Here is a 13992-nt window from a genome sequence, read left to right as displayed (position 1 = left end):
GTTTTTTATATTTTTATGTGTATTTGATGCTTTTTACCTAAGTACAATTAGGTAAAGTAGGGTGTTGAGTGTTATAACTCCTCAATACCTGGATCTGGCGGAGCGCATTCCCATTCTATAGTTTGTGGTACTACAATGCCTAATGTGATGGCGGATAATAAGATGTGTCCTATGTTAGTGGAGTTAGTAGCTGAGCTCATTCGTTTAGTTTCACAATCAGCGTCAATATCTTTGGGAGATACTAGTCCCCAGGCAAAACTCCATGTTGTTTTGGTGTTTTTTACTACAGAGTCGTTATCGTAGATACTTACAACTTTTGTTGTCATGCAACTTGAGCAGCAAAGTATTATTGCTAGCATAATGCAAGTGCTTTGTAATTGAATAGAATGTTTTATCATGCCTTTTAGTATTTAGGCAATCAGACGATATAGTGGGGTATACCGGTAAAATATTAAAATTAACGATATTTTAAACAATATAATAGGGGGATTTACCTGTTTTTTTGGTTAATAATAGTGTGTTTTGTTTTTGGATTTCAAAAGAATATTTATAACATATTTTAAAGTATATTTTTATATACTTTAAAATATGTTATAAATATCTAGGTATATAGTAGTGTACTTTATGTATATTTGTGTATATGTTGTTTTAAAAGTATATTAAGTTATACATAATAAATATAAAAAAGTATTTAAGGTATATTTTTATATACTTTAATTTAAAGTTAGGCTATGGATATAAATAATCTTTCAGACGAACAAATTTTAACTCAGTTAACCCAAAGGGTAAAACAGAGAAGACTTAATCTTAATATTACTCAAGAAGAGCTTTCAAAAAGAGCAGGAGTACATGTGCAAACGATTAAAAATTTTGAATCAGGTAAAACGACTACTTTGTTAACCTTTATACAAATATTAAGAGCGTTTGGTGATTTGGATGCATTACATACATTGTTCCCAGATCCAGGAATCAGTCCAATAGCATTATTAAAACTTAAAGGCAAAGAGCGGGAGCGAGCATCACGTAGTTCTAAAAATCAAAATGAAGATCCATCATGGTAGATGTTATTAAAATTACACTTTGGGGGGAAGAATTAGGAGCATTAAGTTGGGATAGTACTAAGAATTTTGCTTCTTTCGAATTCTTTTCTTCATTTTTAAATAAAAACCTGGATGTATCACCAATACATATGCCGATACGATCTTCTGCTAAGAAAATATATAGTTTTCCTAATTTAAATCAGGAAACGTATAAAGGATTACCAGGAATGTTATCAGATGTATTACCAGATGACTTTGGAAACCGCTTAATTGATCAATGGTTAATACTTAATAATATTCCTAAATCAGAATTTACACCGTTAGATCGACTGTGTTACATTGGTAAAAGAGGAATGGGAGCTTTAGAATTTCAGCCAGCAAAAAGTATTGGTCAGGCGCAAACAACAACACTAGAAGTTGATAAACTTACAGAATTAGCCGAAAAGGTGCTAAATACAAGAGAAAAATTAACACTTAACCTTTCTGAAACCGAACATCTTAATGAGTTAATCAAAGTTGGGACTTCTGCAGGAGGGCAAAGAGCAAAAGCCATAATTGCCTATAATCCAAAAACAAATGAAATACGTTCTGGACAAGCAAAAGCTCCTGATGGATTTGATCATTATATCTTCAAATTTGATGGAGTAAATGATGCTTCTCTTGGGGATCCTCAGGGATATGGTAGAATTGAGTATGCATATTATCTTATGGCGATCGATTGTGGAATCGATATGGAGCATTCCTTGCTCTTTGAAGAGCATGATAGAGCTCATTTTATGACGAAACGTTTTGATCGTCTTGATCATAATGAAAAAGTGCATATGCAGACATTATGCTCAATAGCACATTTTGATTATAAGTCTCCCGGAACCTATTCTTATGAAAATGCTTTTGAGGTGATGCGTCAATTGCGATTACCTCATACCGACGCCATTCAACTATATAAAAGAATGGTATTCAATATTATTTCTCGTAATCAGGATGATCATACTAAGAATATTTCTTTCTTGATGAATAAACAAGGGGAATGGAGGCTTTCTCCTGCATATGATATAACATATTCTTATAATCCTATGGGGATATGGACCAGTATGCATCAGATGTCAGCAAATGGTAAGCGAGATGATTTTACAATGAAAGATTTAACGTCAGTGGGGGATAAGATTAGTTATAAGAATCATAAAGATACCATACAAAGAGTGATTGAAGTATTATCAAATTGGGATTTTTATGCAAAAAAATCAGGGATTCCGCAATCTCAAGCAGATAAATTAAAGAAGGTATTTCGATTAAGGCTATAGTGTGTATATTTGACGCCTCGATGAAAAAAGCTATATACTTCATGTTACTTAGTGCTGTATGTTTTACAGTAATGAATCTATTTATAAAGTATTTAGCACATTTTGGAGGGGGGCAATTAGTACTGTTTAGAGCTTTTGGATCATTGTTCTTTACAACAAGTTACTTGTTATGGCATAAGATCCCTATTTTGGGGAATCAAAAGAAATTATTGATATATAGAGGGTTAGCCGGAGTGACTTCTATGGGATTGTTTTTTATGTCTGTTAGTTATCTACCCATAGGTTCAGCAGTTTCGTTACGATATTTATCTCCTATTTTTGCTACTATTCTTGCTGTGTTTTTTCTAAAAGAGAAAGTAAAATCATTACAGTGGTTATTTTTTCTGATGGCCTTTATAGGAGTGTTAATGATAAAGGGGTTTGATCCTAATATTGATTCTTTAGGATTCTTATTGATCTTAGGATCTGCAGTTTTTAGCGGAGTAGTTTATGTACTGATTAATAAAATAGGTCAGGGAGATCATCCGGTAGTTATAGTAAATTACTTTATGTGGATCTCAATTATAGTAGGAGGTATCCTATCTATATTTAAATGGACAACACCAGTAGGTCTCGAATGGGTATTACTGCTTAGCCTTGGAGTGTTTGGATATTTTGGACAATTATTCATGACTAAAGCCTTCCAATCACAAGCAACCAATAGGGTAGTGTCCCTTAAATATGTAGAAGTTATTTTTACTATGATTGCGGGAGTATTCTGGTTTAGTGATGCGTATCCTCTATTTAGTATTGTTGGGACATTATTGGTGATTACCGGATTAATACTCAATATCTGGTATCGTAGGTAATTATAACAATACTATATTAAATTAGATAATTTCTCCTGATGATCATCAAGAGAAATCTTCTCTAAGATAAAACATTAATTTTCCTTTATCACTAAAACTTTTGATTGTAAGAATTTCTCCATTAATTTTATTATAAATTACTTCTACAAATAATAAGTCTACATAAAAAATGGAATAATAAAAATCACGATTTCTATCGTTTACACTAAAGAGGTGGATTCCTTTATCCCAAATATCTCTGTATTTGAGATCTAAGTGACGAGCATTGAATTGTTGCTCCATGGTAATTTTGCGCATAAGCTATCAATTTTATAAATTTAGGGTGATTTAAATTTACGGAAAAACCGTAATATGTGCAAGTTTTTACCGGTAAAAACTTGAAAAACAGTAAAATGTAGTTAGAGCAATTGGTTAATTAGTGAGCGTTTAATTTGTACTGTTGTCTTTGTATTATACTAATACAGGCAATATATCCTATTGGATAGTTGTAGATATTGTTTTTTGATATAGGAGTTATTATTTTAGAAAATTAAGGTTCGATTCTATTAATTTCTATAATACGATGAGTGGCACTAGTATCTCCATATGAGTTCCCGTTAGTTGCAATAAAAACTCTCCCGGTTGGAGAGACTACTATATCTCGTAAACGTCCAAACTCCCTGTTAAAAAATATCTCCTCTTGTGTAATAGAGGTTCCATCTCCATTTAATGTGAGTGCAATTATCCTTTGATCTTTTAAAACTGTCATTAAAAACTTATTGGTCCATTCAGGAATTCGATCACTTGTATAGAATATAAGATCAGAAGGTGCTATTGTTGGAGTCCAGTTAAAAATAGATTCTATTACTTCTGTCCCTGCTGCAAATGATTGTTCACTTGGAGTATCAATAATTCCTTTTACTTCTGGCCAACCATAATTTTTTCCTGATATAATTTGATTGATTTCATCATCAGAATTTGGGCCGTGCTCAGAACTGTATAAACCGCCATTAGGATGAAATGTAAGTCCTTGAGGATTTCTATGCCCATAACTATATACATAACTCCCTGTAAAAGGATTATCTACAGGGATAGTGCCGTCCAGATTTAATCTTAAAATTTTACCTCCAAGAGAATTCATATTCTGAGAAAGATCTGTATTTCCAGCATCACCAGTAGTCATAAGAAGGTGTAAATCTGAAGTTATAAGTAAACGAGATCCGTTATGAATAGAATTTGCCGGAATTTGATCTAATAATATAGTCTCATCTGATAATGTATTATTATCAAATGTAAATCGAACCAATCGCTCTAATAATCCGCTGGAACCATTATAGGTGTATACTACATAAACATATGGATTGGTGTCAAAATTTGGATGATGAACCATACCTAGTAATCCACTTTCCTGAACTTGAGCTACATTGCTAATAGTTAATACCTCTTGTTGTTCTCCAGTATCAGGATGTATTCTACTTATTTTACCATTTCGTTCTGTTACCCAAAGAAAATCATCTGGACCCCATACTAATTCCCAAGGAATACTTAACGTACTTATTAAGGTTGTAGCAGCCTCAGTAGGTTCTTCACCATCTGGATCAGGATCAGGGTTTGATGTGCTATTATCATCACTAGAACAGTAAAAAAATAGAGATGAAAATAGTGCAATACCAATAAATTTGAATATTGTTTTCATAGTATTTTTTTTAAGTAAGGAAGTACTATGTGTTAATAACCAATAGTTTTGGATTTTATTTTATACACTACGCAGTTTTAGTATAATTATTAAATTAAGTTTATACTTTCATTTCAAAAAGATTAATAGGTGCATTTTTATAATGTACAGGTAATTCTTTTGTGTTTTTAAGTGTATTTGCTCCGATAAAAGTAAAACCACATTTTGTATAATAAGATATCAATTTGTCATTATGACCAGCTGTATCCATTCGAATGAAAGATTTTCTGTGTTCTTTGGCATAATCGCATGCCCAGCTAATAATGCTTTTAACAAAATGATATCCTCTAAAAGCTGGGTTTGTAGCAATACGATGAATGTATACTGATGGGTCTTCATTTCTTTCTTCCCAAATATAGGGGTCATCAAAAGTAGTCATCCAAATACAGGCAATTTGATTGTCGATTACGATTTTCCATTGTTGTTTTGCATCAATTTCTTTTTGAATCATTTCCTTTCTAAATTTTGGCCACGGGATAGCACCCATACAAATTTGATAAGAGGTGGCATAACCATATAATTTTAATATCACTGAGATATCATCTAAAGTAGAATTTTGGATATTCATTGTTGTTCTTATTTTTTGCTTAAAGCTAATCGAATTCCCAGGAAAATGAATAAGATACCAGTAGATTTATCTAACCAGATCTGTATCTTGTTGTTGCTTTTTATTTTGTTAGCGAGTTTTACCGAAAATAAAGCTAATAGTAAACACCAGATTGTACCAGTAGCAACAAAAGTTAATCCCAAAATCAGAAAAGGTAAAGCATTTGTTGTATAGTTTGGATCGATGAATTGAGGTAAAAAAGCTAAAAAGAAAAGAGCAACTTTTGGATTTAGGAGATTTGTCATTACACCTGATAGGTATATTTTTAGATAGTTTTGTACTACCTTGTTTTTTTCTGTTATTGTCACCTTTTGTGAAGATTTAGATACTAATGATTTAATACCAAGATATAATAGATATGCAGCTCCCACATATTTGACAGTGTTAAAAGCAATTGCAGATTTTGCTAATACTAAAGATAATCCCAAAGCAGCAAAAATACAATGTAACAAAGCTCCAGAAGAAATCCCAAGTACAGATACAATTCCAGATTTTTTACCTTGTGATATACTACGGCCTAAAATGTACATGGTATCAGCGCCGGGAGTGAGATTAAGGAGTATTCCTGCTAAAATGAAAGTGCTAAAGTTAAGAATGCCAAACATAATATTTAAATAGTTATGATTAATACATCAAAATTATAGTTTACTAAATAAATTATAAAGTTGAATCAATGGTATATATTTGTTTTTTCCACGATATATAGGGATTTAATAAGCATAAACTATTGATTATGGTAAAAGATGATTTAGATTGGAAAATTTTAGAATTATTACAAGAAAATGCACGTATGCCTTTTGCTCAAATAGGAAGAGTAGTTGGGCTTTCTCCTTCAGCTATTGCAGAACGAGTACAACGCATGGAGGAAACAGAAGTAATTACTGGTTACACCGCTCAGGTAGCTCCTGATAAATTAGGATGGTCCTTATCTGTAATTATTATGATGAGTGTAAATAGAATTAATTTTGAATCTTTTACCAATGACCTTAGTCATGAGTATCCTGAAATGGTAGAATGTACTAGAGTCACCGGTAAAGATTGTTTGATTATGAAATTTCATGTAAAGAATAGTAATCATCTGGAAGAAGTTGTTAATCGCTTGTCAAGACATGGTGATCCGACAACCCTGTTAATCCTTAATGAACTATTAAAAAATGGACCAATAAGAAGGAGTATAAATTAGTTACTCCTTCTTCTTTCTTCATCATTTCCAAAATTACGTTGCTTGTTTTTGATTTTAGAATTTCCAAAACTATAGGAGATTGATATTCTTGCAAAACGAGTGCTGTAATTTTGAGCATAAACAGTTTCTACATTATTTACTATAGAAGTTAGTTTTCCATCATTTGCTTTATCAAAAATGTCATTTAATGCTAAAGATAACTGTAACTTATCTTTAAACATGCTGTGCTTTATAGCCAAATCAAAACTATAGGATTCACTAATATCAAACAGGACAAACTTACTCGGTGACCTATACCAAAAATTAGCTTGTAACTTTGTGTTTTTACTTAGTGAAAATGTGTTATTTGTTGCTAAATATAACTGAGTACCATTTTGTGGTACACCTGTTACATTGTCATCAACAACTGTTTTACTTCCTAATAGATATATTTGATTTTGACTTTTCCACCAGGAAAGTGTATCAAATGAATATATTTCTCCAATTCCCCAATTATAATTCGTATAATAATTTTCTCTAATAATAGATTGAACTTCGGTTTCTTCATCTGCGCTAAATATGGTTCCGAAACCATCAGATCTAATATTAAGAAATGCGTTTGTAGTTAATTTACCTTTATAGGTATGATTAAATTCAAAATTATCAGTAAATGAAGGTTGTAGGAACGGATTCCCTTCAGAGAAGGCATTACTATTGATGTAGATTCTAAATGGATTCAGATTTCTGAAACTAGGACGATTAATTCGTTTTCCATAATTAAAAGAAAATGTATGATTATCATTTTTTTGATACGATATATAAGCAGTAGGGAATAATTTTAAATATTGATTGGTGTTTTTTTGATTTAAAGTTTTAGAAAACCCTTCTGTATCTGTATTTTCTAATCTTAAGCCAGTCTGAAACTCCCAATGATCACCTATCTTTTTTGATCCGTTTATATATGCTGCCTGTATCTTTTCTGTATATTCAAACTCATTAGATGAATTTGGATTAAACAAAGGAGCTGCAGATTGTATTGTAAGGTTTTGTAGATCATTTATTGTTTTTATAAAGCTAATTTTACCACCATAATTAATATTGATATTTGAAAAAGGATGTTCTACATCTACTTTAAAACTAACATTATCTATACGTTGATTTCCCAAATTTTGTGATTGTAGATTGATTCCGATAAAATCACCGTTTGGAGAAAAACTATTTACCAAATCATTTTGTTTTAATTTATTATCATAGTCAAAGTAGTCAAGGTCAAAAGATATTCTTCTATCCAAAGTGTCCAATTTGGTAGTCATGTGTACATTATAAAGATGACTATTTATACTTCTACCAGAAAGGCTATTATTAATGAGTGTAGAGTCTATTTGGTTAGTTGCATTGAAGATTTGGGTATTGGCTAATATGTCATAATCTGGAGTGCTATAGTTTCCAAGATATTGTGCTCCAATAGTTGTTTTTTCTGTGATGTCATAATCTATAGATAAACGGCCAGAAATATTATCTCTACGGGCTTTTACATTTGCATCTGATAACCATTGCCCATCTGGATATAATACGTCTATTTCTTCATCTTCTCTTCTGTTTCCAAGAGTTCCATTAGTACTTAATGAGAATCGCAATCGGTTTTTATTATAAAAAAAGTTGTTGCGTAGGGTGGTAAATTGATACTTATTCTGATTATAAGCTAGAGAAGTATTATTTTTCCAGGAATTACGAGCTCCTCTTTTATATACAATGTTAATAAGTCCACCATTTCCGGCAGCTTCATATTGAGCGGGTGGATTGGTAATAATTTCTATTTTCTTGATATCATCTGCAGCTATAGAAGCCAAGAAATCTACTAATTCTTCTCCTGATAGTTGCAAAAGTCTACCATCAATCATTACTCGGGATTCACCTCTTCCTATCATAGTAATAGCATTGTTTTGTAATGCGATACCAGGAGCTACTCTTAGTGCGTCCATAGCATCTCCGCCACTAGCGGCAATACTATTTTCAACATTAAAAATTAGACGATCTGGTTTGCGTTCAATAACCTTTTTTGTAGTTTTTATAACTACTTCGTCCAAACTGGTTGTACTATCAGTAAGGGTTATGGTTCCTAAATTAATGGTATCAAAGAGTTCTATATCCTGATTCATATCAACATATCCTATAAAACTTATGATTAGCTTATAATTTCCTTTTTTTGCTGTTATACTAAAGTTACCGTCCTCATCGGTAATGCCCCCATTGACTATATTGCCATCTTCCTGAGTTAAAATTACATTAGCAAATGGTATGGGTTCTTTTTCATTCATTACTTTTCCTGTTATATCGTATTGAGAAAAGCTTAGTATTGGAATTAAAAAGAAGAATAAAATAAAGAATGGTCTCATTATAGTTTTATGTTTTTAGATTATGATGAGACAAATATCATTTTTGGATATTGGGTATGCGACCGATTAAAATAATCGAACCATTTTTATAGTAAAAAATGAGTTCGACTTTTTACAAACAAACGTTCGACTTTTTGTAATTACTTGATTGTGAGTTGTTATTGCAGAGTTTAGTAGGGGAGGGTAGTATGTTTTTAAAATGTAGTATTAAAGAAGATTTAGAGTTAAAACCTATTTAAAACAATATATTAAGCTCTAAAAAAATAAAAGGCTACCCGTTAAAGTAGCCTTTTGAAAGAATTTTTGAATTTTTTATTGAACTGCAAATTTAAAGATTGCTGAGCTAGATTCATTTCCAGCCTCATCTCGAGTAATAATTCTCCAGAAATATAGTTTGTTTGAAGCAACTGTAACATCTTTGGTGGTTATAGTGTTATCTATCGTTGTTTCAATTTTAGTTGCAGGAGGATTATCCTCTCCAAAATAAACATCATATTCTCTAATATCATTGTCATCGTCTTTACCTGTCCAGTCTAATGTTACTGATGTAGTTGCAGCTAAAGCAGCGTTTTGTTTTGGGTTATTTGCTGTCGCAGGGTTAGGAGCAAAAGATATTTCAGCGATTCCAGCTGCAGTAAATGTTTGCTCATTGGATTCTGCGGTTTCTGTTGTTCCACTTTTAGAAGCAACCACTTGCCAGTTATATTTTGCTCCGGGGATTATCCCATCAATATCCAAAACGACATCAGTGGTTGTTGCCGTAATACTTTCATTTCGTACTGTATTATCCGCTTCATTTGTAAGTGAAATCTCATATATGTTATCTACAACACCTGTCCAACGGAAACTTATGGTATACGTTCTATTGGCCTCTCCAGGATTTCCTGTTAAGTTTTTGGCTTCTGTACATAATGAATTATTTTCAGGAAAGACTAAACTAGCTGCTGTAGGTGGTGAAACGACAACAGGTGGTTCGGGTTGAGGAGCAGGATTGTCATCAGAACTACAAGCAACTAATACTATACTGGAAAATATATATATAAATATCTTTTTCATTATTTAATAATTTTAAACGTTGATGATAAATCCGTAGCATTCACACTTACAAAATATATACCAGAGGCTAAATCCTGTACATTTACTTGATAAATACCGCTTGCGGAAACAGAAGATTGTGAGATCAATAATTTTCCGGAAATATCAAATATTTTAATATTTGTATTATCAGTAGTATTTGTTTTTATTGTAAGATTGTCTTGTACGGGGTTTGGATATGCGATAACGCTATTTCCAATTATAATTTTTTGGGTGAATTTACCCTGACATTCTTTTTTACCAACGACCTCTATAGTATTAGTACCATTTTCTAAAGGTAATGTTAGCTTATTTTCTTCAGTTGTAAACGTATTACCATTAAGGTTAATTTTATAAGTATCACTTCCCGAAAGTTCTAAAACTACTAGTTGATCAGATTCCAAAACTTTTGTTTTTGTTTCTAATTTTTCCGGTTCAGATATAACCAGATCAAAATTAAGTATGTCTTGAGAATTATTATCGGTGATGACAAGATTATAACTGCCTGCATCTAAGTTTTCAATTGCAGTTTCCCCTGTGAAATTTACTTTAGATGAACCATTGAGTTGGTAGGAATAATCTCCGATTGTTTGAGTAGAAATTTCGATCCTTCCATTATTTTCAGAAGCACAGGACTCTCCAATATTCTTAACTGTAAAATCAGCCAAAGTAAATTCTGCATAAGTGACAGTAACTGTAGCTGTATCACTTAGACCTGTTCCTGTTTCTGTGACCTTGTAGGTAATAGCAGGAGGATTTACAGAAAATGTTGAATTTGGAATAAATAATATACCTCCTGATGATGGGTCGTATCGCCAATCCCCCAAAAAACCGGCACTTAACGTATTTTCAATAGCTACTGTGTTGGGATCCAAATCTACGGTAACATTGTTAGATGCCAGAGTAGCTCCACTACTATCGGTATCATTATCTAAAATGTTAACAAACACATTACCAGGATTATTATTAGTACTCTGATCGTTACCTGCTATTGGAGGTCCGATTACTTTAAGTTTTAGTTGAGGAGATGGACCGCCAAAAAATTGAGGGTCATCTCCCGGTGAGTTAATAAAAATCAGCATTTCGTATTCTCCAATAGGTAAAGGACCACTTAGATTTACATTAAGAGTACCTGTAGTTGTGATAACAGCACCAGGACGAATAGAAGCAAAACCACCAGTTACGCCTGTTGATCCTGTTCTAAGATTTAGATCAACAGATTGGGTTGATTTAAGTGTTGCATAATTTACATCAATAGAAAAAGAAGTTTGAGTATCTCCTATAGTTAAAGCAATATTATTGGACTCAGGAGTGTCATATCGAACAAAAGCTTCATTAGTTGTAAATTCAAAAGAATCAATGGTAAACAAATCAATACCCGTAGCACCGCTATATTCAAAACGAAGTCTATTCAAACGAGGTTTACTAATTGTAACAGTACTCTGAAAATCCTGAAAAGTAGAAAGACCTCCGGTATCGGTTATGTTAATTGTTGCAAGTTGATCTGTACCATTAAATATTGTAACCACACCACCACCACCGGACGGGGTACTAGCTCTTACGGAAATATCAAAACTACCAGGAATTATAACATTTGTATTATATGTAGAAGAATCTCCATCATTGATAGCATCAATTACGTTTCCATTTATATTGACTCCATTACTATCTGTATATTCTTCGGCTTGTATAATTCCAGGAATCTCAGCCGCTATACAAAGGTTTTCTACATCATCAATACATTGATCATTATTATTGTCAACAAAACCATTTACGGGACCACAACTTTGTATAGTGACAGCAGGATTTCCTAAACCATCGCCATCTTCGTCTGCATAAAGGGTTGTAGGAGTACAAGCCGCTTCGTCTGTTTCTAATGATAGGATAACCGAAGCAATTCTTCCTCCCGCTTTTGCATATGTAACCGTAACTGTATTTGTACCATTGTTAATTATAGAATGGGGGACATCTAACTCGATAACCCCAAAAAAGTCGATACGCCCGGTTTGATCATAACCTTTCCAGTTCGAAGGAATGGGTAGTGATGTTCCATTAAAAGTAACTTGACTTGGTAATCGATCTAAATTAGTTGGTGTTGTACTACCAACACCTGTAGTTAATGGAATACCCACACCAAGACGTAGGGTTGCATTACCCGAAGCGCCTTTAACAATATTCTCTAAGGTAAAAGTCTTTGCTTGATTAGCAGTTATGACCACTGTTGGTGCTTTATCCATAGAAGCTTGATTAGAAGTAGCATAGTATTTTTTCCTTACAATACTACTTGTAAATTGTACCGGTGAATCGTAGATAATCTTAAACATTCGGGTTTCTCCCACTCTTAGTGTAACATTAGAAGGTATAGAATTACTATTTGTGCCCGATTCATAAATAGGTGTGTTTTGGCCATCTATAACCAAGAAAGAAGTGTTTACGTTGAGAACTGTACCTGGGTTACCAAGAAAATCTAAATTTACCGTTTTTTCATTACTATCCAGGTTATTCAAGACCACATATGCCTTATTTCCATCAACAAATGCTTGAACCTGAACATCAAGGTTATCACTTGTGATTTTTGCTCGATCTCCTTTAAGATCTTTCCAAAATTTAAAGAAATTTTCTTTAAATGTTAATACAAATTCATTATTTCTACGCAAACCGGTTTGTGGATCTGGAGTATCTAGTAATTCTGTAGGACGTAAATAAGCTGGTGTATATGGTCTTACCGTTCCATCCCCACCGTCTTGCATAAAATCTTGATACCAAAAATCTGCTCGACCAGTTATAAAAGGGATACAGATTTCGATATTATCCTGTCTTTCAAAAAAATTAAACAACATACTATTTAAGCCATTTATAGTAATGGCAGAAGCTGATTCGTTATAAAAGCCTGGAGCAGGACCCGGAGGAAATCCTCGTTCGATAACACCAAACTCTGTTATGGCTAGTTTTTTTGGAGCACCCAAAGTCTCATTTGTATATGCTTCTAACAAATCTAGTATGGCTTCAGAATTACTTCCTGATCTTCCATTGGATTGTCCAATTTGATTAACTCCATCATAAGGATGGACAGAAAGTGCGTCTATTTCTGCTCCAGCTACATCTATAAAAAGTTTCATATGATTTTGCCAGGTTTCAGAAAAATCTCTCCTTGCATAAGACGGAAAAGCACTAGAGAATCCTATTACTTTCATTTTAGCTAACTCGGGCGTATCATGAATACCTTTGGCCATATCACGAAACCATTCACTCATTTTTCTTACTACAGCTTGACCTGTAGGTGCGCTTGGTCCAATAAAATTGTTAGCTTTAATAAAAGGCTCATTAAACGGCTCCCAATATTCTGGTCTGTTTTGATTATCGACTTCATCAACAAAATATCTTGCTGCAGATAAGGCTCCGGTAACCGGTTCTGAGTCCGCTTTCCAGGAATTTTTTGGATTACTAGTCGCTATAAACCTTCTAACGGGTCTTACGATACCATCAGAAGTAGGAGGGGTATTTGGATAATTTCCTACAGGATTTACAAAACTTCGATCAGAATGAGGATCAAAAAAACGACGACCGAATCCAAAATTATTATTTCTTAGAAAATTAGGAAAAGCAGGCTCTTCACTTGCATTGTGGAGATTAAAATATTTAGATCGATCAAGATTTGATTCTTCGCCTAAAAAACGTTGCTTTTCCAGATCTATTGAAACGTTAACTGTTTGAGAAAAAAGATTAAGTGTATTTAGTATGAAGATGAATATTAAGATTTTTTTGCAAAAATTATTCATACATTTTGTTTTTAAGTTTGTGAATAGTACTAACAATTTTACCAAATAATTAATATAACAAATACAACAAA

At 32.8% G+C, this 13992-nt stretch carries 12 protein-coding genes; 4 read left to right on the top strand and 8 right to left on the bottom strand.

The features are described from left to right. Nucleotides 1–71: 71 nt before the first annotated feature. Nucleotides 72–359: a hypothetical protein gene (locus PQF96_RS20085; RefSeq protein ID WP_143917391.1), complete on the bottom strand. Its 288-nt coding sequence runs from the start codon at nt 357–359 to the stop codon at nt 72–74. Nucleotides 360–731: 372 nt separating this feature from the next. On the opposite strand from PQF96_RS20085, the gene PQF96_RS20080 reads away from it, so the two are divergent. Genes PQF96_RS20080 through PQF96_RS20070 form a run of 3 tightly spaced genes read left to right on the top strand, consistent with a single transcriptional unit; the run spans nt 732 to nt 3189 of the window. Further along, nucleotides 732–1061, top strand: coding sequence for a helix-turn-helix transcriptional regulator (locus PQF96_RS20080; protein ID WP_109434939.1), 330 nt, complete (start codon nt 732–734; stop codon nt 1059–1061). Continuing rightward, entirely contained in the window at nt 1055–2341 is a 1287-nt protein-coding gene (locus PQF96_RS20075; RefSeq protein ID WP_143917392.1) for a type II toxin-antitoxin system HipA family toxin, read from the top strand. The genes PQF96_RS20080 and PQF96_RS20075 overlap by 7 nt, the downstream gene beginning before the upstream one ends. Before the next feature lie 20 nt (nt 2342–2361). Beyond that, on the top strand, nt 2362–3189 hold the full coding sequence (locus PQF96_RS20070) for a DMT family transporter (RefSeq protein WP_235010912.1): 828 nt from the start codon (nt 2362–2364) through the stop codon (nt 3187–3189). Nucleotides 3190–3234: 45 nt separating this feature from the next. Here the strand turns inward: PQF96_RS20070 and PQF96_RS20065 are convergent, their stop codons facing one another. The 4 genes from PQF96_RS20065 to PQF96_RS20050 form a co-directional block, all read right to left on the bottom strand. Then, the gene (locus PQF96_RS20065; protein WP_143917393.1) at nt 3235–3486 is read right to left on the bottom strand and encodes a hypothetical protein; all 252 of its coding nucleotides are present in this window, start codon (nt 3484–3486) and stop codon (nt 3235–3237) included. 232 nt (nt 3487–3718) lie between these two features. Then, entirely contained in the window at nt 3719–4864 is a 1146-nt protein-coding gene (locus tag PQF96_RS20060) for a PQQ-dependent sugar dehydrogenase (protein WP_271767986.1), read from the bottom strand. 100 nt (nt 4865–4964) lie between these two features. Next, a complete protein-coding gene (locus PQF96_RS20055) occupies nt 4965–5471 on the bottom strand; it encodes a GNAT family N-acetyltransferase (RefSeq protein ID WP_271767985.1) in 507 nt (168 codons plus the stop codon). Nucleotides 5472–5479: 8 nt separating this feature from the next. Continuing rightward, nucleotides 5480–6115: a LysE family translocator gene (locus tag PQF96_RS20050; protein WP_271767984.1), complete on the bottom strand. Its 636-nt coding sequence runs from the start codon at nt 6113–6115 to the stop codon at nt 5480–5482. Nucleotides 6116–6243: 128 nt separating this feature from the next. Here PQF96_RS20050 and PQF96_RS20045 point away from each other — a divergent pair, with 128 nt between their 5' ends. Next, nucleotides 6244–6693, top strand: a complete 450-nt coding sequence (locus tag PQF96_RS20045) for an Lrp/AsnC family transcriptional regulator (RefSeq protein WP_271767983.1) — start codon at nt 6244–6246, stop codon at nt 6691–6693. On the opposite strand, the gene PQF96_RS20040 is transcribed toward PQF96_RS20045, so the two are convergent. From PQF96_RS20040 to PQF96_RS20030, 3 genes are all read right to left on the bottom strand, one after another. Next, the gene (locus PQF96_RS20040) at nt 6690–9068 is read right to left on the bottom strand and encodes a TonB-dependent receptor domain-containing protein (RefSeq protein ID WP_271767982.1); all 2379 of its coding nucleotides are present in this window, start codon (nt 9066–9068) and stop codon (nt 6690–6692) included. The genes PQF96_RS20045 and PQF96_RS20040 overlap by 4 nt on opposite strands. A gap of 312 nt (nt 9069–9380) precedes the next feature. Then, on the bottom strand, nt 9381–10124 hold the full coding sequence (locus PQF96_RS20035; protein ID WP_109434948.1) for a hypothetical protein: 744 nt from the start codon (nt 10122–10124) through the stop codon (nt 9381–9383). Continuing rightward, nucleotides 10124–13921, bottom strand: coding sequence for a T9SS type A sorting domain-containing protein (locus PQF96_RS20030; RefSeq protein ID WP_271767981.1), 3798 nt, complete (start codon nt 13919–13921; stop codon nt 10124–10126). The genes PQF96_RS20035 and PQF96_RS20030 overlap by 1 nt, the downstream gene beginning before the upstream one ends. Between the last annotated feature and the right edge of the window lie 71 nt (nt 13922–13992).

Source organism: Aquimarina algiphila, assembly GCF_947494415.1.
In the GTDB taxonomy this organism is placed as follows: Bacteria; Bacteroidota; Bacteroidia; order Flavobacteriales; family Flavobacteriaceae; genus Aquimarina; species Aquimarina algiphila.
The sequence above is the reverse complement of the archived record's forward strand: the minus strand, read 5'-3'. Positions and strand labels throughout refer to the sequence as shown.